Origin of the sequence: Pandoraea sp. ISTKB (assembly GCF_001721285.1) — a bacterium.
Classification (GTDB): Bacteria; Pseudomonadota; Gammaproteobacteria; order Burkholderiales; family Burkholderiaceae; genus Pandoraea; species Pandoraea capi.
In genome coordinates this window covers 69,889-88,623 of sequence record NZ_MAOS01000023.1, presented here as the reverse complement: position 1 = coordinate 88,623, position 18,735 = coordinate 69,889, and the positions used below count along the sequence as shown (strand labels likewise).

Genomic DNA, 18,735 nt, shown 5'->3' with positions numbered 1-18,735 from the left:
CCGTGATGAGGGCGTCACGGACCGACGGGCGATTCCACGGAACGATCAGCGAACCGGTAGCGGCACCACATCGACCGAATCACTCGGGATGGCCGTAGCCGAGGCCGGACCTGGCGGCACGACGACAACCGGCGGCACGCGACCATTCGCGGCATCTGCCGCCAACGCCGCGGCGTCGAGACCACGACGCCCGTCCTCGAGACCGCCCTGCACCGCTCGCTGCAACGACGTTGCACGCCGCTTGTCGGCTTCGGCCGTGCGCGCGGCGTCTTCGAGCGAGCCTTGCGGCGTGATGATGCGAGGCGTCACGAGAAACAGCCGCTGCATCTTCTTCGTCGAGTCGTTGCTGTACTTGAACAGGCCGCCGATCCACGGAATCTTCGAGAGGAACGGCACGCCCGAGCCCTGCTTCTCGCTCGCGTCCACTGCGTACCCGGCGATCAGCAGGCTCTGCCCCTCGTTGATCAGCGCTTGCGTATCGATGGTGCTGTTCGTCACGACAGGCAACGTGCCGACCTGATCGGCGGTGACCTTGCCGTCTTCGATATGCACGCTCAGACGGATATGCGATGCATCGCCCTCCTTGACCACGGTCGGCAGCACACGCAGCGTCACCCCCGCCGAGATGCTGTAAAGATCGGACGATTGATAGCCCTGCACCGGCACATAGAAGGTCTTCTTGCTGTCCATCAGCGCCTCCACGTTATCGAGCGTGGCGACCTTCGGGCTAGCGTTGATCGTGGCCTGATCGGTCTGCGCGAGCGCGTTGATACGCGAGAGCAGATAGCGCCCCGTATTACCGAGCACAGCGGTGAAGACCCCGCCCGCCGGCGTGGCCAGCACGCTCGTCTGTCCCGAGACGTTCGGGTTGCCGAAACCCTGCGGGTTGATGGAATCCGGGAAGCCTGCCTGCTGGTTCAGGCCGTTGCCCGTTTCGAAATCGAAGTGGCTGTTGTGAAACCGCCAGTCGATGCCGAGCGACTCCAGCGCGGTGTCGGAGATCTGAATGATGCTCGCGTCGATCTCGATGACGGCCGGTCGCGTATCGAGCGATGCGATCAGCGCTTCGAACGCCGGCATGGCGTCGGCCCTCGCCCGTACGAGCACGGCGTTGGTGCGCGGATCGGGACGCACGATCGGGCTGTCGAAACCGACGATATCGGTCTGCCCATTCACCGGTGCGGCGGCTGGCGCGGGCGGCGCATTCGCCGCGTTGGCGGCATAGCCGGACGGCGGCAGCGAGCCGGGCATGCCCGGTGGCAAGGGTGTGGTGGGCGCCGCCGCGCCGGGCGTGCCGAGCAGGCCGGGCAAACCGGTCGTCCAGCCGCCGGGCCCCGGCGCCGGTGTATCGCGACGCGGCGCACTCGGGCCATTGCCGCCCGCCGCCGCGCTCGACATGCGTTTCGCGTCCGAGCGATTCCCTTGCGCCGTGCGCGCCACCGGCGTCTGCGCGTCGTAGAGACTGCGCAGAATCGAGGCCACGCCGAGCACGGAAATCGACTCGCCGTCCAGATTGATGACATGATCCGCCGCCCATGCGTAGCGCAACGGAAAGACGCGTACGACCTGACGGTCTTGCGACTGCGAGTGACTCTGGTCGACGAGCTTCGCCGCGTTGGCGACCAGTTCGACGAAGTTCGGCGGCCCGGAGACCAGCGCCGCGTGCACATCGTCGTCGTACCGCACCGGGAAACGGGGGTCGGTAATGCCCAGACGATCGAGCGTGCGACGCAGCTCGCCGGGTTGTGCCGCTCCCGTGCCGATCGTGGTGCTGACGATTTCATCGGGCGAATAGAGCCTCAGCACGGAGCCGTCGAAGTACCAGATAAAACCGAACGTGCTCGCCAGACGCTCCAGCAATTGCTGGGGGCTGGCGTGAAAGCGTCCCGTCACGCTGCCCTGCACCTTCGGCGACACCCAGACCGCAACGCCGCTGCTGGCCCCGATATCCCGGACGGCGTCCCGAATGTCCTTGTGCTCGGCCGCGTAGTCGATCACCGTGGTCCGCCACGGGATGATGGCCGCGACCGCGTTCACCGACATCGCCATCAACACACTTGCCGCACAGCTTTCGACCAGGCGGCGTGCGCGCTTATGCATTGATCGTCTCCGACGGCGATTCGTCGAACTGCTTGCGGTAGCTCTTGACCAGCGCCGAACGGCTGGTCACGCCCCAGCGGTTGGCCGTGCCGAGCACCGAACCGGTCACGCTCGCGTCATCCATCAGATCGCTGCGAATGCCTTCGAGCCGCAGTTTCCGGATCAACGCACCGGGCGACATGCCCAGCGAGCGCTTGAACACCATTTGCAGCGCCCGTTCGGTGACATTGACCTGCGCCGCCACCTCACGCGTGGTCAGTTCGCTGTGCGCAATGTGCTCGACAATGTAGCGATAGGCCTTGCGGTACTTGGCCGGCAGACGCGCGGCAATGTCGTCGCCCCGGGCAAGTTGCGCAGCATCGGCCTGCGGATCGAGGCTGCGCGCCGGCACGATCTGCGTGCGCAGGCAATGCAGGGCCTGCAACGTGTAGGTCGTGTACAGCGACATGCTCTGATGGACCTGCCCGCGCTGAAACGCGAGCTTGGCGTTGACGTAGAGCCACTCAAGATCCGAATGCCGTGTGGCGGTCTGAATGCTTCGCGCACAGTTGACGTCGTACAGACGCAACGCCAGCTCGCCCTGACCGCCGGCAAATGCCGCCAGCACGACATTGAGCTTCATGTGCATGACCATTTGCGGACTGCCGGTCGCACGCATCGTCTGTAGCAGATCGTTGAGCGCTTCGACCTGACTGCGCGCGCCGTCTGCCAGTTCGCGAAGATGGCGCATGTAGGAACGATACCTACGGATCAATACACCTTCCGTCTCAAACGAAGACGAATTGATAGATGACAATTCGTCTCCATTGACGGAATCATTCTCCTGCATTGACGCGGTCAGCGGCTCCGCACTTAACCACGCCGATTGCCAGAATACGTGATCGGATAATGCGGAAGAACGGCGAATCCGGGTGTGAAGCGTTATATCCGAAATTAATAACGAAACAATCGATCGCCAAATCGGATTTAAATCACCGACCGACCGGTCGGCTCTGTGCAGGACTTGCATGGCGGCATGTGGGCGACCCAGCCGATGCTCCACGATCGCGAGCCCAACACGCGCTTCAATCTCCTGTTCGGCATCGGTAGCACGATCGCGCACGATGCTCACGAAGCAGTTACGGGCCACTGCAAACCGGTCGCGCAGCAGCGCTTGCCAGCCGGCATTGCGTGCAGACATCAGACGCAGCGCGTCGCCGCCCGCACGGCAACTGCGCTGGGCACGTGCGTAGCTCTGCTCAGCTTCCTCATCGAGTTCGCGCAACGCCTGGATATCGGCGAGGGCACACAGATTCGCGCCGCTCAGGTCCAGCAGTTGCTTCTCGTCGCAGTCGGCCACGCCACACACGGCGGCGTAGGCCCGTGGCCAGTCGCCTGCGAGCAGCGCTTGCGCGCTGCGCGGCAACATCTCGCGCATACGTGCGCTGGCAATCAAAGCGAAGTAGATCCGAACGTTCATGGCTTTCGCCTTCCGTTGAGTTGGGGGGTGAAACAAAAAATAAATCCCCCGCCCTCCGGAAATTCTCAACAATCTGATGCGAAATCTTCACTTTTCAACGTTCGGCTTCAAGTGTTTTATCCATCAAAGGACTAACGCCTGACCAGAGACATCAGGCAATGAAAAGGCTGGCAATTGGAAAAACCGATGAAGTTTGCAATCCTGACGAGAGACTTTGCGCTTTTCGAAGCGGTTCGCAATAGTTTTGAAACCGATGGCACCTGCCATCACTTCAGCGATGCCGAGCAATATGCCGCTGCTGCCATGTCCACTAGCTACTGCGCGATTCTCGTCGACGCGTCGTTGGGGCCGGGAGATATGCAACGGGTGCTCGCCAGACGGCGTGGCGGTCGCGGCGAAGGCGTGCCGGTCATCAGTATGGCGACACCGGCGTGGATGCTCGATTTCGCGTTTCGTTCCGGATGCGATGACGTCGTTATGTATCCGCTCGACGTGAACGAATTGCATGTTCGTCTGAGTCTTGCCCTGCAACGCCGCGCCGACGCCACGGCCGCGCGCGGCAACGATATTCTCGAAATCGGCGCCTATGTGGTCGACCGTGGGCGCGACACCGTGGCGGTCCATGGCGTGGAAGTCATGCTCACGGCCCGTGAATTCGCCGTGGCGTGGCTCTTTTTCAGCCAGCCGGAGGTGCGCATCAGCCGTGCGCAAATTGCAGGCGCCATCTGGGCCAACGATGAGGGTGTCGTGGGGCGCAGCATCGAGCAACACGTCTATAAGCTGCGCAACCGGCTGGGTTTGCGCGGCGACCACGGTCTTGTGCTTCGCACCGTCTACGGCGGCGGGTACACGCTGGAGCGGCAAGGGCAACGCGTGGAACCCGCGCAGCGTAACGCCGGGAGCTTCGCGCCGGCCTGAGCGAAGCACTGACTGCCATCGCGAAGTCGGCATGCGCGCGATGACCGTCGCGCGGTTACGCTGCCCAGACTGCGGGGCTGAACGTCATCGAACGTGACGTGAGTCCGACTGACGCGACGCAACGTGCCGCGCACGCCCCGCCTGTCCCGACGCCTAGTGAGATCGCCATGCCGCCAAGACTGCCGCGCGCTCTGCCGCCCACGCCAACGTCAGTGCCTACGGGCACGACTGGACACCCGTCGCCTTCTCCTGGCGCCGGCGCGCCGCCGTCGCGGCCGACCGCTCCGTCACGCCCGGCACAACTGAGCGGCCTGAACGCGCGTCCGGCGACACTCGCCACACCGGCCGGCACTGCGCAACCTTCGCTGCGGCGCAGACCCCTGCCCCCGCTGCCCCAGGTGCCCCAGGTGCCGCCAAGGCCTTCGCCTACCCGCACGCATGGCGACCGGGCCATCCCCGTGCCGGCCAATGCGCAGGAAGAAGCAGCACAACTGGCATTCGCGTTGCGCGAAAGTCGTATCGACGCCATGTTGGCGAGCCTGCCGTCGCAGTTGACGAACTCGGCGCGCATGCAGGCCGAGTTCGATTTCGACGCGTTGCCGCACGAACTCAAAGCCCCCTATCTGGCGATGGGCGAGGCAGGAAAGCTCAAGTTTCTCGAAGAGGTGATGACGACGCATTCGCACACCGGTCCGCTGCAAGCCGCGATCGCCGCGCATGGGATGGAAGTCGTCCCGAATGACGGACGTACGCCGAACGGCGTCAACAATTGCTTCATGCTGTCGGTGTTCGAGCATGTGGACGGGCTGGATCGCGCGCAGCACGGCATGCTGGCCGATCACTTCCGCGACATCCTTGTCTCGACGCCGGGATCGGGCGCCAGGCACGGCGAGCCACTGAGCGCGGGCGGCGCGGCCGCCCGACAGTTCGTCAACCTCATCAACAGCGATCCGTCGATCAAGACGAAGCTCAACGTCGAGGTATTGTCCATGGTCGGTGGTCATCTGATTCGCGATCGCATCGACTCGGGATCGCCTACGGCGAAAACCGTTCTGGTCATCGATCACGGCGGGCATTTCGAAGCGGTTCGCGACGTGGCGAACCATGCAACACCTGAAGACGCGCCGCCGCCCTATTCCGAAAGCGATTCGCATCCCATGGGCCCGACGCCATCCATGCCGCATCAAGCGCAGCCGCCATCGCATGACGCGCCGGAAGTCTCGACGATGGCAGGCATCCAGCGAACCCATATCGGACAGTTGCACCTGGAAGTCGCACATGCGCATCACAAAGCGCGAACGGTGCTGGGCGAGGCGCTGCGCAGCCTGACGAATATCACCTGATGCTGGACTGTGCCGCGCTCAACGCATGAACGGAGCGCGCCGGTCGCGGCTTGATCGCTATCGACGTCAGGCAACGGCCATCGACAGCGCAAACTGGCGCACGCTTTGGGGAATGCCAGCGAGTTCAGACGCCGCGATGCCAGCGCTATCCGGTTTGTCCTGCGGTAACGTGCTACTGCCGTGCGCAAGCCGCCCGCTCAATGGCATCGCGCTCGCTTTTCGGGAGCGCGCACGGCAAACGAGCCGGATGTCGGGAACGAGCTCGCCTGGAATGGGCACATCGTTGGCGAGGATGCTGCGCATGCCGGCGAGCACGCCGGCGGCGTCCACTTCTTCCTCTCTCGCGCGCACCATCAGCGTTTCGATGGCGGCAATTTCCGCGCGCGCCGACGCGAACGGTGCCACGCCGGAACGCCCGATGTAGTCGGCGAAACTGTCGCGCAGTGCGGCGAGCGAGTCCGAGTACCGACGAGTTCTGAGCACGCGGGCGAACATGCCGTTCTTTGCGAAAACGTCGACGACGACGGCATCGACGAAATGACTGTGATCGGCGATCAGTTGATCGAGCGTGCTGCGGCGCAGGTCCGGGATGGCGCGCTCGGCAACACGCGAGACGGAGGTCCGATACCTCGCACGTAGCGCGACATCGCGTCTGGCGAGGCCTTCGAGTTCTTTGCGCGACTTGTCCATCGCAGCGGCGAGCCGTTCGATGGCGTCGCGCATGTCCTGGCTTCCGGGGTGCTCCATTCCTGCTCCGACAACGCAAGGTGCAAGCCGCATCGGCAACATGCCGATAACGAACGGGATCACCTGTCGCGAACGATGCTACCCATCAAACAAGGATAAATCGTGGAGACATTGCGCAGAATCCGGTGAACTCGTATAGTGTCGGACGTGAGGACGACCTCACCTGTTGAAGATACATTCCGGGACGGCCCGGCTCTTTTTGGGAGCGCCGTCATGGCCTGGATCTATCTGATGTTTGCAGGTGTACTGGAAGTGCTTTGGGCGTACACGATGAAGCAGTCTGCCGGCTTCACGAAACCGCTACCCTCTCTTGTCACGTTCGTGACGATGGCCGCCAGCTTCGGTTTGCTGTCGGTTTCCATGAAATCCCTCCCGCTAGGCACGGCCTACACGATCTGGACCGGCATCGGTGCCGTCGGCGCATTCGTCGTGGGTATCGTAGTGCTTGGCGAACTCGTCAGTACGACGCGCCTCGCTGCGGCTGCGCTGATCGTCAGCGGCCTCGTGCTGATGAAACTCTCCTCGTAATTCGCAGTCCTTTTGATAGCGCTCTCCGACCGGCGAGGCGATTGCGTAAGGATGCGATGGCGAGATAGCGGGATAACCGCGACAACGCGATTGCCACGTAGCGCATGCACCGCCGGCCCGCTTTTCCTCTCATGTGGTCGCCCGATGGACGTCTCCGAATACTATCCCGTACTGCTGTTCCTCGTCGTCGCCCTGCTGATCGGCGCAGGCTTGCTGGTTGTCGCGAAACCCATACGTCCGAACCGCCCGGACGAAGCCAAGGGCTCACCTTACGAGTGCGGATTCAACGCGTTCGGTAATGCGCGCAAGCAGTTTGATGTGCGTTTTTATCGCGTGGCGATATTCTTCATCATTTTCGACATCGAACTGGCGTTCACCATCCCCTGGGCCGTATCGCTGCGCGAAGCGGGCATGGTCAGCCTCGCCGCCATGATCGCGTTTCTCGGCGTGCTGGTTCTCGGCTTCGCTTACGAGTGGAAGAAGAAAGCGTTCGAGTGGGAGTGAATCGTCGCGTACGGCCTTGCGACGACCGTCATGCGACGCTGGCGAATATGGCCTCGAGATCCGCTTCCTCCGACGCCGTGCCCAGATCCAGCGAATGCTCGATGTGGTCCAGATGTTCGAGCATGATTTCCGCAGCCTTCTCGCCGTCTTTATCGGCAAGCGCGCGAACGATTCGTTCATGCTCGTCCGCGCGGCAACTTTCGACGATCGGTGCGTTGTAGACGAGGATCACGAGGCAGGTCAGCGTCGACAGCTCGCGAAGACTCCGGGTAAAGGACGAATTCCCCGCCAGCGTCGCCGCCAGGTTGTGGAACTCGCCGGACAGACGGATAACCGCGCGTTTGTCGTCCCGCTGCCGTGCGTCCATCTCTTTGTCCAGATGCGCATGCAGCGCGGCCAGCTTGTCGGCATCCATCCCGGCCGCCAGGCGGCGCATGACAGCCGGTTCGATCGTGCGGCGCGCTTCGAACACGTCGCGCGCCTGTTCGACGGAAGGCTTTGCCACGAACCAACCCTTCTTCGGATACACCTCGACGATCTGCTCATAGGCCAGCTTGCTCAGCGCCTCCCGGACACGCGCCCGGCTGGCGTTGAAAATCGCGGCCATCCGCTCCTCGGCCAGTTTGGTGCCGGGCGTCAACCGATGCTCCAGCAACGCGAGGTAGATCCGCTCATAGATTTCCTCGCTGGTGCTTTCGGGGACGGTTGATTTCGGTGTCTTGTCGCGCGACTGTTGAGAGGCTTTAGGCATGTTGTCAGGAATCCGGCCCCGACGCGGGCGGCGCGCAGGGCAAACGATCTAGCTTTTGTCCGATACGTAAGGATGCCGCTCAATCCAATGTCGGGCAATATCGACCCGGCGCATGAACCATACGCCTTCGTGCTTTAACACGTGATCGAGAAACCTCTCGAGCCCGACCGCCCGGGAAGGATGCCCGATCAACCGCAGGTGAAGCCCGACGGACATCATCTTGGGCGACGTCTGCCCTTCCTTATACAGCATGTCGAACGCATCGCGCATGAACTCGAACCACTGCTGCGAGGTGCCCGTCTGCGCCGCATACTGCCCGTCATTTGTCGTCAGCGAATAGGGAATGACGAGGTGGGGTGCATCGTCAACCGTCGTCCAGAACGGCAGTTCGTCGCCGTAATAATCCGAGTCGTAAAGGAAGCCGCCGTGCTCGGCCAGCAAACGCCGGGTGTTCTCCGACGGTGCGTAGCGACAATACCAGCCCTGCGGCGTCTGTCCGGTCGTTCGCCGCAGCGACTCGACTGCCATCTGGATATGCTCACGCTCCTCGTCGACCGTCAGCGCGTAGTGCTTGATCCAACGCCAACCGTGGCTACAGACATCGAAACCCGATTCCCGAATCGCGGCGGCGGCGGCCGGATTTCTCTCCAGCGCCAACGCGCATCCAAAAATCGTGGCAGGCAATCCCCGGTCCTGAATTATACGCATCAGCCGCCAGAAGCCGACCCGGCTGCCGTACTCGAACAGGCCCTCGGCAGCCAGATCCCGGCCGGCGACACCCGAATTCAATCCGTGCGATTCGGTAAACCATGTCTCCGACTGCGCCTCGCCCAACTGGACGGACGGCTCCGACCCCTCTTCATAGTTCATGACCAGATTGATGGCAATTCGCGCGCCGTTGGGCCAATGCGGATGCGGCGGCGTCCGGCCGTACCCCTGATAGTCCCGCTCCGGTGTGAACAATGTTTTCGCATGCATTCGCTGGCTCTCCCTCACAGCATCACGTCGCCACCGTTCGGCGACAACGTTTGTCCGATGAAATACGCGCCGCCCGTCTCCGAGGCGAGCAACAGCGCGGTGGGTGCGATTTCGTCAACGTGCCCGAATCGGCGCGCCGGTAACTGGGCGAACTTCATCGCCCGCCATTCGTCGGTGAAGCCCGCAAGCATCGCCGTCTCGACCGGCCCGGGTGCGATGGCATTCACGGTCACACCGAACGGCGCGCCCTCGTATGACAAGGCGCGCGTAAAACCCACCAGCCCCGCTTTCGACGCGCAATAGTGCGCTGAGTCCACCGTCCCCTTGTAAGCCAGCTGAGACGCAATGTTGATGATTCGCCCGTACTTGCGCGCTTTCATGCCGTCGAAGAACTGCCGCGTGACAAGAAACGCCCCGCGCAGATTCACGGCCATCATCTGGTCCCATTGCGCAATCGTCATCTCGCCGAACGGGACTTCGCCGCAGATACCGGCGCCGTTGACCAGAATATCGATGGCGTTCAGGTGTCGCCGCGCTTCGTCGCCAAGTCGCGCCACCGAATGCTCGTCTGTCACGTCGCACTCGACGAACGCGACATTTGCGCCGCGCTGCGCGAGTGCGTCGGCATACTGCGCCGTGCCCGCCTCATCCCGAAAATGGGAGATGAGCACCTTCGCGCCATGCGCTACGAAAATTTCGACGATGGAACGCCCGATACCGGTGTTACCGCCGGTGACGACGGCCGTTCGACCTTCAAGCGAGAAAGATTCCATTTCGTTCGTCTCCCTGAGTCATTGATGCTCGCCAAGCACGGCCAGATGCGGCGTGCCTCGCTCCACGCACTCGATCGGCAGCTCGGCCTGCAAAAGCTTCTTCGTGTATGCCTGAACCGGGCTCGCGAAAATCGCCTCCGTCTCGCCCGTCTCGACGATCCGCCCCTGCTGCATGACCGCCACGTAATGCGCCAGCGAGCGGACCGAATTCAGGTCGTGCGTGATGAACAGCGCCGACAGCCCCATCTCGGCCTGCAGGTTGCGCACGAGGTCGATAATCTGCGCCCGCACGCGAATGTCGAGCGCCGTGGTGCATTCGTCGAACACGATGAAATCGGGATTCGCCGCGAGCGCGCGGGCGATCCCCACGCGCTTCTGTTCACCGGCGGTCAGCTCGTGCGGGTAGCACGCGGTCTTGCGCGTGGCCACACCGACGAGTTGCAGCAGTTCGAGAATCCGCTTCTTCCGGTCGGCCTGCGTCATACGCGGCAGGAGGCCAAACGGCTCCGCGACGAGATCCTCCGTCCGCCATCGGGGATTGAGCGACACATACGGTTCCTGAAACACCATCTGCATACGCCGCCGGATGCCGCGAAACTCGGCGTCGCTCATCTCCCGTGTGCTCTGTCCATCGAACCGGATCGTGCCGGCGTCCGATGCAAGCAATCGCAACAGGCATTGACCGGTCGTCGTCTTGCCGGAGCCGCTCTCTCCGACCAACGCGAGCGTCTCGCCTTTGGCGATCTTGAAGGAGACGTTATCGATCGCCTTCACCACGGCGTGCGAGCGATCCGATTTGAACGTCTTCACCAGATTCTCGACTTCAAGCAACGGCGGCTTCTCGACGACACGCATGCGAGGCGCATCGTCGAGTCGTAGCGTGGATGGCCGGACCCTGGCGGCGTCGAGAAGCTCACGACTGTATTCACGTGTCGGCGCCTTGACGAAGTCGGTCACTTCGGAAAACTCGATGAGCTTGCCCGACTTCATGATGGCGACGCGGTCGCAGTAATTGGCGACGATGCCCAGATCATGCGTAATCAGCAGCACCCCCAACCCCAGGTCCTTGCCCTTTTGCGCCATCAGATCCAGCACCTGCAACTGGATGGTGGCGTCCAGACCCAATGTGGCGTCGTCGGCCAGCAGAATCTTGGGTTGCGCGATCAACGCCATGGCGATCACGACGCGCTGCGCCATCCCGCCGGACATCTCGTGCGGATAGGCATGGGCGCGCGCCTCCGGGTTCACGATGCCCACCTGACGGAACAACTCGATCGCTTCGAGCCAGGCTTGTTTCTTGCCGATTTTCTTATGGTCCCGAAGCACACGGACGACCTGCGCCCCGACCGTCTCCACGGGGTCGAGAAGCATCTTCGCATTCGTACCGATCAGCGCCACGTCGCCACCGCGATAGCCCCGACGCTCCTGTGCGCTCAGGGCGAAAATGTCGCGCCCCTCCACTTTGATCGCGCCGCGATCCACACGGCCGCCTTCCGGCAGCATGTCGATGATGGCGCGCGCCAGAATCGACTTCCCGGCCCCCGTCTCGCCGACGATGCCGACGATTTCGCCACGTCGCAGTGAAAAGCTCACGTCGTCAAGCACCTTGGCGTCACCTTCGCCATCGAAGCTGACGGTGAGTCCGCTCACTTCCAACAACATGGAATCTTCGGAAGTCTTCACTTTTCACCCCGCGACGCGGATTCGGAGTAGCGCTTGAGCGCGTCGCCGAGTACCGCAAATGTCAGTACGGAAAACACAATCGCCAGCCCGGGAAAGAGCGCCGCCCACCAGACGCCGAGAATCATCTGCTGCGCGCCGTTCGCGACCATCAGCCCCCACTCCGGCGTAGGCATACGTACGCCGGCCCCCACGAACGAAAGTCCCGCCGTGAGCAAGATGGCCATACCGATGCTGATCGAGATCTGCACGATGGCCGGCGTAATGGCGTTGGGCAGAATGTGGCGGAACATGATCGTGCGGTCCGTCGCACCGCTACAGCGTGCCGCACTGATGAACGGCCGGTCGCGCAGCGACAGCACCTCCGCCCGGATCAACCGGGCGAACATCGGCACGAACAGCACGGCGAGCACGATGGCGACGTTCCAGATTTCCTGTCCCATGACCGATACCAGCGCCATGCCCAGCACGAATACCGGGAACGACTGGATGAAGTCGAAAACGCGCATCACAAGCGTGCTGACAGCATTGCGGTAAAACCCGATGAACAACCCGATCGGCACGCCTACGATGAAAGCGCCCGCCACGGCCGTCACGCTGATCAGGAGGTTGATCCGGGTGGCGTAGATCACCCGGGAGAAAATATCCATGCCCGAGACGTCCGTGCCGAACCAGTGCGCCCACGACGGCGCCTTGAGCACGTTGAGCGGATCGGCGTCGACCGGCGAATACGGCGCGAGCAGCGGCGCAAACACGATCATCACCACTTGCAGGCACAACAGCGCGACGCCCACACTTAACCCGGCGCTGATGCGGCCATTCGATAACGATTTGATCGCTTTCATATTTCGATCCTCGGATCCGCCAGGCCGTAGAACACGTCCACCGCCGTATAAACAAGAAGAATGAAACCGGCGGCGACCAGCACGAATCCCTGCAAGGCCGGATAGTCGCTGTTGGTCACCGCCTGCACGGCGTACTGCCCCAGCCCGCCCCAGGCGAAGATCGTCTCCACCAGCACGGCCGCGCCCAACAGGAAACTGAAGAGGAACCCGACCATGGTGATGATCGGCGGCAGGCTGTTGCGCAACGCGCTCAGGACAATGCGCCGCTCAGAGAGGCCAGATGCCCGGGCATGCCGAATGAACTCGCTCTTGTAGATGTCTGCGAACACCGACTGGCTCAGCTTCATCAGCCCGCCGGCATTCACGATGCTTAGTGTGAGCACCGGCAGGAACAGGTGCGACACCGATGAACGGAACGCCTCCCAGTCGCCGGTCAGCAGGCTATCGATGGTGTAGAAGCCGGTGATCATCGGCGGCGGCGTGAGAAACGTGTCAATGCGACCGAACGGGGCCGGCGCAATGCCCGCCAGATGGAAAAGCGCATAGATCAGCAGCAGCCCGACCCAGAAATCGGGAATCGCACCGGCCGCCATTCCGTACACCTTGCCCAGACGATCGATCGCCCCGCCTTTGCGCACCACTGAGACAACGGCCAGCCCGACACCGATGACGATGGTCAGCAACATCGAATAGACGATGAGTTCCATCGTCGCAGGCACGCGTTGCAGCAAGTCGACCGTTACCGGGTTCGACGTGAACATCGAGGTGCCGAGATCGCCGTGCGTGAGGGCCGACAGATACGCGCCGAACTGCGACCAGATCGAGGCATTGAGGTGCAGCTTCTCCCGAAGCGCCTCAATGGCTTCGGGCGTTGCCATGTTGCCCAGCATCAGCAACGCGGGGTCCCCCGGGAGCAGACGCACCAGCAAGAATGTGGCGAACATCACGCCGAACATCTGAGGAATCAGCGTACCCAGCCGAGCCAATATGATCCGTAACGATCTCGGCAGGGTGCGCCATAAAGAGATGAGTGCCATGAGAACCTCTGCTACGTCGACTGCGACTCGGGGCCCCCCGCCCCAAGCCGCTTAGTTTTTGGAAAAGTCGTACCAGGTGTTGCCGTTCGTGGTGTTCCAGCTATAGCCCTTGATGTTGCTGCGCGTGGCGAGCTGGTAGCCCGGGTTGATCAGGAAAATCCACGGCGCCTGCTGCATCACGAGTTGCTGGACGCGCTCCATCTGGGTGCGGCGCTTCTGCTCGTCGGTCGACGACAGGCTGTCGTTGATCAACCGGTCGACTTCGCTGTTCTTGTAATGCGAGTAGTTGATCAGCGAGGCGCTGTTGAGCCAGAGGTTCGCGACGTAGCCCGCATCGGGCACGATCGCCATGTCGCGGAAGAAGTACATCGGCATCGTGCCCTTCGAATAGCGCTCGACCAATGTCGACGCCGGCAGCTTCTGAAGCTCGACATCCACGCCGATCTTCGAGAGCGACGTCTTGAGAATGATGGCGAGTTCCTCGGCCGTCTGGTCACCGGTCGGGTAGCCCAGTTGCGTCTTGAAGCCCTTCTCGAACCCGGCCTCCTTGAGCAGCGCCTTCGCCTTGTCGAGGTTGTACGAATAGTCGAAGAACTTGTCCGTGAAGGCCGGATAGATCTCGGAGATCGGGCTCTTCGTCGGACGCGCCGTGCCGTAGAACACTGCCTTGAGGATCTCGTCGCGCGGCACCGCATAGTTCAGCGCCTGACGCACCTTTTCGTTGTTGAACGGCGGCGTGTTGTTGTTCATCTCCACGCGCTGGACATAGTTGCCGAAGACCTTCCACACCTTCACGTTCGGAAAACTCGACAACGTGTTCAATTCGCGGGCGGGCAACCACTCGGCAACGTCCACGGCGCCGGCCTGAAGTGCCGCCAGGCGGTTCGACGACGTCGGCATTTCGCGGAAAATCACGCGGGTGATCTTCGGTACGCCCCGGTAGTAGTTCTTGTTCGCCTCATAGACGACTTCCTGCCCCGGCGCATACTTCGTCACCTGATAGGGCGCATACGATGCCGAGTGGCCGGACAGCCACCGTGACGCCCAGGGATCGTCGCTGGTCGCGTGTTTTTTGGCTTCGGTGGCGTCGATGATGCCCAGATCGTTATTCACCCAGATACGCTCGATCAGCGGCGAGGGCTTGGGCAACGTCACCTTCACCGTGCGGTCGTCGATCTTCTGAAACGCGGTCTTGAAGTCCTGAATCTTCAGCACCTGCGTCATGTACCAGTGAAAGTTCGCCTTGAGGTTCCAGCCCCGCTCGAACGTCCACATCAGGTCGTCGGCGGTGAGCGTGTTGCCGACCGGACTTTTCACGCCCTGGCGCAGGTGGAATGTGATGGAAGTCTTGTCCGGCGACGTTTGCCATGATTCGGCAAGCGCCCCGGTGAGCTTGTCGAAGTTTTCGACGCTCACGCCCCCCTCGCCTGCCTTCGGTGCGTAGGTCAGCAACCGCTCATAGATATTGCGTCGCGCTTCGTGGCTCGCTTCAGTCGGCGGATACTCCTGATCGAGCGATTCGGGTGTGCGCGGACCCGCGACCAGCAGCACCGAACTATTGTTCTGGGCAAATGCCGGGCTCACCCCGCAAACCGCCATGACAGAGGCCACGGCCGTCATCGCAATCAGCGCCGCCCGCGCGCCGAATCCCGTTCTTAGCATGCGCTCGCGCGCTACCACTTCGTCACAGATGTCCATCGCTTCTCTCCATGCTTAGCCAGTTTTCAACAAGTCCTACGAATCACGTTCGCCCGCGTGTCGGGTGATTTCCGCGCGGCGCCTTATTGCCGGATAGAGGGCAACCCACGCCTCAGGAACTGCCCCCTGCCGGCAGTTGCGCTGAACGTCGCACCGTCCCAGACCACCTCCCCGCGCGAAAGCGTCATGCCGGGCCATGCCCTCAGCCGTCTGCCTTCATAGGGCGTGTAGTCGACCGCGTGATGCAGCATGTCGTTGGTCAGCACGCGCTCCGCTTCGTCCCAGATGACCAGATCGGCATCGGCGCCGATGGCGATCGTTCCCTTTTTCGGATGCAGGCCATAGAGCTTGGCCGGGTTGGTCGACGTCAGTTCGACGAATCGGTTCAGCGAGATCCGGCCGGCGAGCACGCCTTCGGTATAGAGCAGCGGCATACGGGTCTCGAGGCCCGGAATGCCGTTCGGAATGTAGGGAAACGCCGGCTGCTCTCCGTTCGGCTGTTTGCCGTGCGGGTCGTCGAAGGAAAAAGGGGCGTGATCGGAAGAAAGGATCGTGAAAGTGCCGTCAGCCAGTCCGCGCCAGATGACCTTCTGATTCGCCGGGTCTCTCGGCGGCGGGCTGCACACACATTTCGCGCCGTGATAGTCATCGTCGATGCCGAGGTCCTCGGCACACAGGAAGAGATATTGCGGGCAGGTCTCGGCAAAAATGTTGATGCCGCGATTTCGTGCCCATTGGATCTGCTCAACGGCCTCGCGCCCGGAGACGTGAACGATCACGATAGGCACATCGACCAGCTCGGCAAAGCTGATGGCACGATGCGTCGCCTCCCGCTCGACCAGCATGGGACGTGACGTCGCGTGATAGCGCGGCGCGGTCAATCCGGCGTTCAGCAGACTCTCGGTGAGCCACTCGATGCAGTCGGCGTTCTCGGCATGCACCAGCGTCATGGCGCCATGCTTGCGTGCAGCCGCCATGACCTCCAGCATCTGCCGGTCGTTGAGACGAAGGTCGTCATACGTCATGTAAATCTTGAAAGACGTATAGCCCTCGGCGATCAACTGCGGCAACTCGCGGTTGACGACATCGGGCGCGGGGTCCGTCACGATCAGATGAAAACCGTAGTCAATCGACGCCCGCCCTTCCGCCCGACGGTGATATTCGTTGACGGCGCTGCGCAACGACTCTCCCTTCTGCTGGGCGGCGAAAGGAATGATCGTCGTCGTTCCACCGCACGCGGCGGAGCGCGTGCCGCTCAGGAAGTCGTCGGCCATTCGGACGGGCGGCGGGATCACCTGATCGAGATGGCAGTGCCCGTCGACGCCGCACGGCGTCACCACCCGCCCTCTGGCGTCGATCTCGCTTTCCCCCCTGGGTAACCCAATGCCCAGTTGCGTAATGACGCCCCCTTTGACGCCAATGTCCGCGTGGAAAGTGTCGCTCGCCGTTGCAATCCTGGCGTTGCGCACGACCAGGTCAAAAGAAGCACTCATTCTTGCCATCCTTGAAAGCCGCCGAATGTTCAGCACGAATCTATCGCGCCAAAATTATGTCAACAAGACTTGCTCACATTTTTAGAAACAAAACTAGTCGACAACAATGTACACAACAACTTCATACTGAAATCAGCGACTTAACACCACAATAGGGGCAAACCCCCGACATCCTTCGGAACCTGTCGAGTGCTTGAAAAGATGGGAATGTCAGTGCTCCCGATTGCCTGCTGGCATGAAAAAAGGCCATCGCCCTTTCCGGGGACGACGGCCTGTCGGTCTTGAAAGCCGGATCGAATCCGGCGCGCGGGCGGCGGGGGAACGCTTAGTCCAGTCCGCCCTGGCAGATGTATTTGATCGACAGATAGTCGTCGAGCCCGTACCTCGATCCTTCCCGGCCATATCCCGAGGCTTTCACACCTCCGAACGGCGCCGCCTCGCTCGCCACCGATCCTTCGTTCAGACCGATAACGCCAACTTCCAGCGCACCGCAGACACGTTCTGCGCGCCGGTGATCTCGCGTGTAAACGTAAGCGGCGAGGCCATACGGCGTGTCGTTGGCCAGTCGAATCACCTCGTCTTCCGACGTGAAGCGATACAACGGAGCGACCGGCCCGAAGGTCTCCTCGCTGGTGACCAGCATGTCGCTCGTTGCGTTGGCGATGACCGTTGGCGCGTAGTAGTTCGGCCCTTTCTCGGCGAGACGCCGGCCGCCGACGAGTACCGTCGCCCCCTTCACGAGCGCGTCGCGCACGTGTCGCTCGATCTTGTCGACAGCTTTAGCGTTGATCATCGGACCGATTTGCGCGCCGGGATCGGTCGCCGGCGCAACATGGAGTTCGCCGACATGCGCCGCGAGTGTCCTCGCGAAGGCGTCGAACACGCCGGACTGCACATAGATCCGGTTGGGACAGACGCACGTTTGACCGCCGTTACGGAACTTGGCCGCTAGCAGGCCCGCCACCGCAGCTTCGACATCGGCATCGTCGAAGACAATGAACGGCGCATTGCCGCCCAGTTCCAGCGAGAGTTTCTTGAGCGTTTGCGCCGACTCGCGCGCCAGATGCTTGCCGACGGCAGTCGACCCCGTGAAGGTCACCTTGCGAACCCGCTCGTCGGCGAGCCAGTCACCGACCACCTCGATCCCCTGCTCGCGCGATGCACTGAGCAGGTTCAGCACCCCGGCCGGCACGCCCGCGTCGTGCGCCAGCCCCACCAGCGCCAGCGCTGTGAGCGGCGTATCCTCGGCGGGCTTTGCCACCACCGTGCAACCAACGGCCAGGGCCGGTGCGATCTTGCGCGTGATCATCGCCATCGGAAAATTCCACGGCGTGATGGCCGCGACGATGCCGATCGGCTCCTTCACGGCACGCATCTGTTTGCCGCGTTGCTGCTGCGGGATCAAATCGCCATAGAGGCGCGTTCCCTCCTCTGCGAACCAGGCGACGTACGACGCGCCATACGCGACCTCATTTCGCGCTTCCGGCAACGGCTTGCCCTGCTCCGCAGACATCAGTGCCGCGAGGTCTTCCGCGTTATCGAGAATCGACGCGTGCCAGCGTCGCAGGATCTCGGCGCGTTCGCGCGGCAAGCGTGCACGCCAGTCGCTCGCGGCCTTCGCCGCCGCATCGGTTGCCGCACGAGCGTCGGCCGGACCGCTGTTCGCGACGTGCGCGATAACGGCGCCGGTCGCCGGATTCACGACCGGAAAACACGCATGGTTCACGGCGTCAGTCCATTCGCCGCCGATCAAATTCTGCCGCCGCAGAAGCGCTTCACGCTTGAGTTTCAGTTCCATACGAAATGCCTTCGAAAGAGTCGTTTGCGAGTGAGGAAAGCGGGTTGAGCGCGGCGTGTCTGCCGGTTGTCTTCGCGTGGCGA

16 protein-coding genes are annotated in these 18,735 nt (G+C 62.4%); 4 read left to right on the top strand and 12 right to left on the bottom strand.

The window, feature by feature from the left end; all coding sequences use genetic code 11:
* Positions 1-45 precede the first annotated feature (45 nt).
* Positions 46-2,100, bottom strand: a complete 2,055-nt coding sequence (sctC, locus tag A9762_RS06390) for a type III secretion system outer membrane ring subunit SctC (RefSeq protein ID WP_069341191.1) — start codon at positions 2,098-2,100, stop codon at positions 46-48.
* Positions 2,093-3,559, bottom strand: a complete 1,467-nt coding sequence (locus A9762_RS06385; RefSeq protein WP_069341190.1) for a helix-turn-helix transcriptional regulator — start codon at positions 3,557-3,559, stop codon at positions 2,093-2,095. The genes sctC and A9762_RS06385 overlap by 8 nt, the downstream gene beginning before the upstream one ends.
* 186 nt (positions 3,560-3,745) lie before the next feature.
* On the opposite strand from A9762_RS06385, the gene A9762_RS06380 reads away from it, so the two are divergent.
* Both A9762_RS06380 and A9762_RS06375 read left to right on the top strand, forming a co-directional pair.
* The gene (locus tag A9762_RS06380; RefSeq protein WP_069341189.1) at positions 3,746-4,477 is read left to right on the top strand and encodes a response regulator transcription factor; all 732 of its coding nucleotides are present in this window, start codon (positions 3,746-3,748) and stop codon (positions 4,475-4,477) included.
* Positions 4,478-4,884: 407 nt separating this feature from the next.
* On the top strand, positions 4,885-5,820 hold the full coding sequence (locus A9762_RS06375; protein WP_139133115.1) for a hypothetical protein: 936 nt from the start codon (positions 4,885-4,887) through the stop codon (positions 5,818-5,820).
* Positions 5,821-5,886: 66 nt separating this feature from the next.
* Here A9762_RS06375 and A9762_RS06370 read toward each other — a convergent pair whose 3' ends face one another.
* Positions 5,887-6,567: a hypothetical protein gene (locus tag A9762_RS06370; RefSeq protein WP_139133114.1), complete on the bottom strand. Its 681-nt coding sequence runs from the start codon at positions 6,565-6,567 to the stop codon at positions 5,887-5,889.
* Between the two features lie 213 nt (positions 6,568-6,780).
* Between A9762_RS06370 and A9762_RS06365 the strand changes: the two genes are divergently transcribed.
* Positions 6,781-7,095: a multidrug efflux SMR transporter gene (locus A9762_RS06365; RefSeq protein WP_069341186.1), complete on the top strand. Its 315-nt coding sequence runs from the start codon at positions 6,781-6,783 to the stop codon at positions 7,093-7,095.
* Positions 7,096-7,239: 144 nt separating this feature from the next.
* Positions 7,240-7,599: an NADH-quinone oxidoreductase subunit A gene (ndhC, locus tag A9762_RS06360; protein ID WP_069341185.1), complete on the top strand. Its 360-nt coding sequence runs from the start codon at positions 7,240-7,242 to the stop codon at positions 7,597-7,599.
* Between the two features lie 28 nt (positions 7,600-7,627).
* Here the strand turns inward: ndhC and A9762_RS06355 are convergent, their stop codons facing one another.
* The 9 genes from A9762_RS06355 to A9762_RS06315 all read right to left on the bottom strand — a co-directional run bounded on the left by A9762_RS06355 (position 7,628) and on the right by A9762_RS06315 (position 18,652).
* Complete coding sequence (locus A9762_RS06355; RefSeq protein WP_083253682.1) at positions 7,628-8,350, bottom strand: GntR family transcriptional regulator; 723 nt, start codon at positions 8,348-8,350, stop codon at positions 7,628-7,630.
* A 48-nt stretch (positions 8,351-8,398) separates the two neighbouring features.
* The gene (locus A9762_RS06350) at positions 8,399-9,328 is read right to left on the bottom strand and encodes an allantoinase PuuE (RefSeq protein WP_069341184.1); all 930 of its coding nucleotides are present in this window, start codon (positions 9,326-9,328) and stop codon (positions 8,399-8,401) included.
* Between the two features lie 14 nt (positions 9,329-9,342).
* Positions 9,343-10,101 (bottom strand): SDR family NAD(P)-dependent oxidoreductase, encoded by a 759-nt coding sequence (locus A9762_RS06345; protein WP_069341183.1) that lies wholly within the window; start codon positions 10,099-10,101, stop codon positions 9,343-9,345.
* Between the two features lie 18 nt (positions 10,102-10,119).
* Positions 10,120-11,763: an ABC transporter ATP-binding protein gene (locus tag A9762_RS06340; RefSeq protein WP_170836192.1), complete on the bottom strand. Its 1,644-nt coding sequence runs from the start codon at positions 11,761-11,763 to the stop codon at positions 10,120-10,122.
* A 17-nt stretch (positions 11,764-11,780) separates the two neighbouring features.
* Entirely contained in the window at positions 11,781-12,626 is an 846-nt protein-coding gene (locus A9762_RS06335) for an ABC transporter permease (RefSeq protein ID WP_069341181.1), read from the bottom strand.
* On the bottom strand, positions 12,623-13,663 hold the full coding sequence (locus tag A9762_RS06330) for an ABC transporter permease (RefSeq protein ID WP_069341180.1): 1,041 nt from the start codon (positions 13,661-13,663) through the stop codon (positions 12,623-12,625). Before A9762_RS06330 ends, A9762_RS06335 begins: the two co-directional genes overlap by 4 nt.
* A gap of 51 nt (positions 13,664-13,714) precedes the next feature.
* Positions 13,715-15,361, bottom strand: a complete 1,647-nt coding sequence (locus A9762_RS06325) for an ABC transporter substrate-binding protein (protein ID WP_206093554.1) — start codon at positions 15,359-15,361, stop codon at positions 13,715-13,717.
* 83 nt (positions 15,362-15,444) lie between these two features.
* On the bottom strand, positions 15,445-16,854 hold the full coding sequence (hydA, locus tag A9762_RS06320) for a dihydropyrimidinase (RefSeq protein ID WP_069341179.1): 1,410 nt from the start codon (positions 16,852-16,854) through the stop codon (positions 15,445-15,447).
* A gap of 325 nt (positions 16,855-17,179) precedes the next feature.
* On the bottom strand, positions 17,180-18,652 hold the full coding sequence (locus A9762_RS06315) for an NAD-dependent succinate-semialdehyde dehydrogenase (RefSeq protein ID WP_069341178.1): 1,473 nt from the start codon (positions 18,650-18,652) through the stop codon (positions 17,180-17,182).
* Positions 18,653-18,735: the final 83 nt, after the last annotated feature.

Bases quoted from the DNA above. Each gene is read 5' to 3' on its own strand.
- hydA (WP_069341179.1), bottom strand. From the start codon at position 16,854: ATGAGTGCTTCTTTTGACCTGGTCGTGCGCAACGCCAGGATTGCAACG.
- A9762_RS06370 (WP_139133114.1), bottom strand. From the start codon at position 6,567: ATGGAGCACCCCGGAAGCCAGGACATGCGCGACGCCATCGAACGGCTC.
- A9762_RS06345 (WP_069341183.1), bottom strand. From the start codon at position 10,101: ATGGAATCTTTCTCGCTTGAAGGTCGAACGGCCGTCGTCACCGGCGGT.
- A9762_RS06380 (WP_069341189.1), top strand. From the start codon at position 3,746: ATGAAGTTTGCAATCCTGACGAGAGACTTTGCGCTTTTCGAAGCGGTT.
- A9762_RS06385 (WP_069341190.1), bottom strand. From the start codon at position 3,559: ATGAACGTTCGGATCTACTTCGCTTTGATTGCCAGCGCACGTATGCGC.
- ndhC (WP_069341185.1), top strand. From the start codon at position 7,240: ATGGACGTCTCCGAATACTATCCCGTACTGCTGTTCCTCGTCGTCGCC.
- A9762_RS06325 (WP_206093554.1), bottom strand. From the start codon at position 15,361: ATGGACATCTGTGACGAAGTGGTAGCGCGCGAGCGCATGCTAAGAACG.
- A9762_RS06335 (WP_069341181.1), bottom strand. From the start codon at position 12,626: ATGAAAGCGATCAAATCGTTATCGAATGGCCGCATCAGCGCCGGGTTA.
- sctC (WP_069341191.1), bottom strand. From the start codon at position 2,100: ATGCATAAGCGCGCACGCCGCCTGGTCGAAAGCTGTGCGGCAAGTGTG.
- A9762_RS06350 (WP_069341184.1), bottom strand. From the start codon at position 9,328: ATGCATGCGAAAACATTGTTCACACCGGAGCGGGACTATCAGGGGTAC.
- A9762_RS06340 (WP_170836192.1), bottom strand. From the start codon at position 11,763: ATGTTGTTGGAAGTGAGCGGACTCACCGTCAGCTTCGATGGCGAAGGT.
- A9762_RS06315 (WP_069341178.1), bottom strand. From the start codon at position 18,652: ATGGAACTGAAACTCAAGCGTGAAGCGCTTCTGCGGCGGCAGAATTTG.
- A9762_RS06365 (WP_069341186.1), top strand. From the start codon at position 6,781: ATGGCCTGGATCTATCTGATGTTTGCAGGTGTACTGGAAGTGCTTTGG.
- A9762_RS06330 (WP_069341180.1), bottom strand. From the start codon at position 13,663: ATGGCACTCATCTCTTTATGGCGCACCCTGCCGAGATCGTTACGGATC.
- A9762_RS06355 (WP_083253682.1), bottom strand. From the start codon at position 8,350: ATGCCTAAAGCCTCTCAACAGTCGCGCGACAAGACACCGAAATCAACC.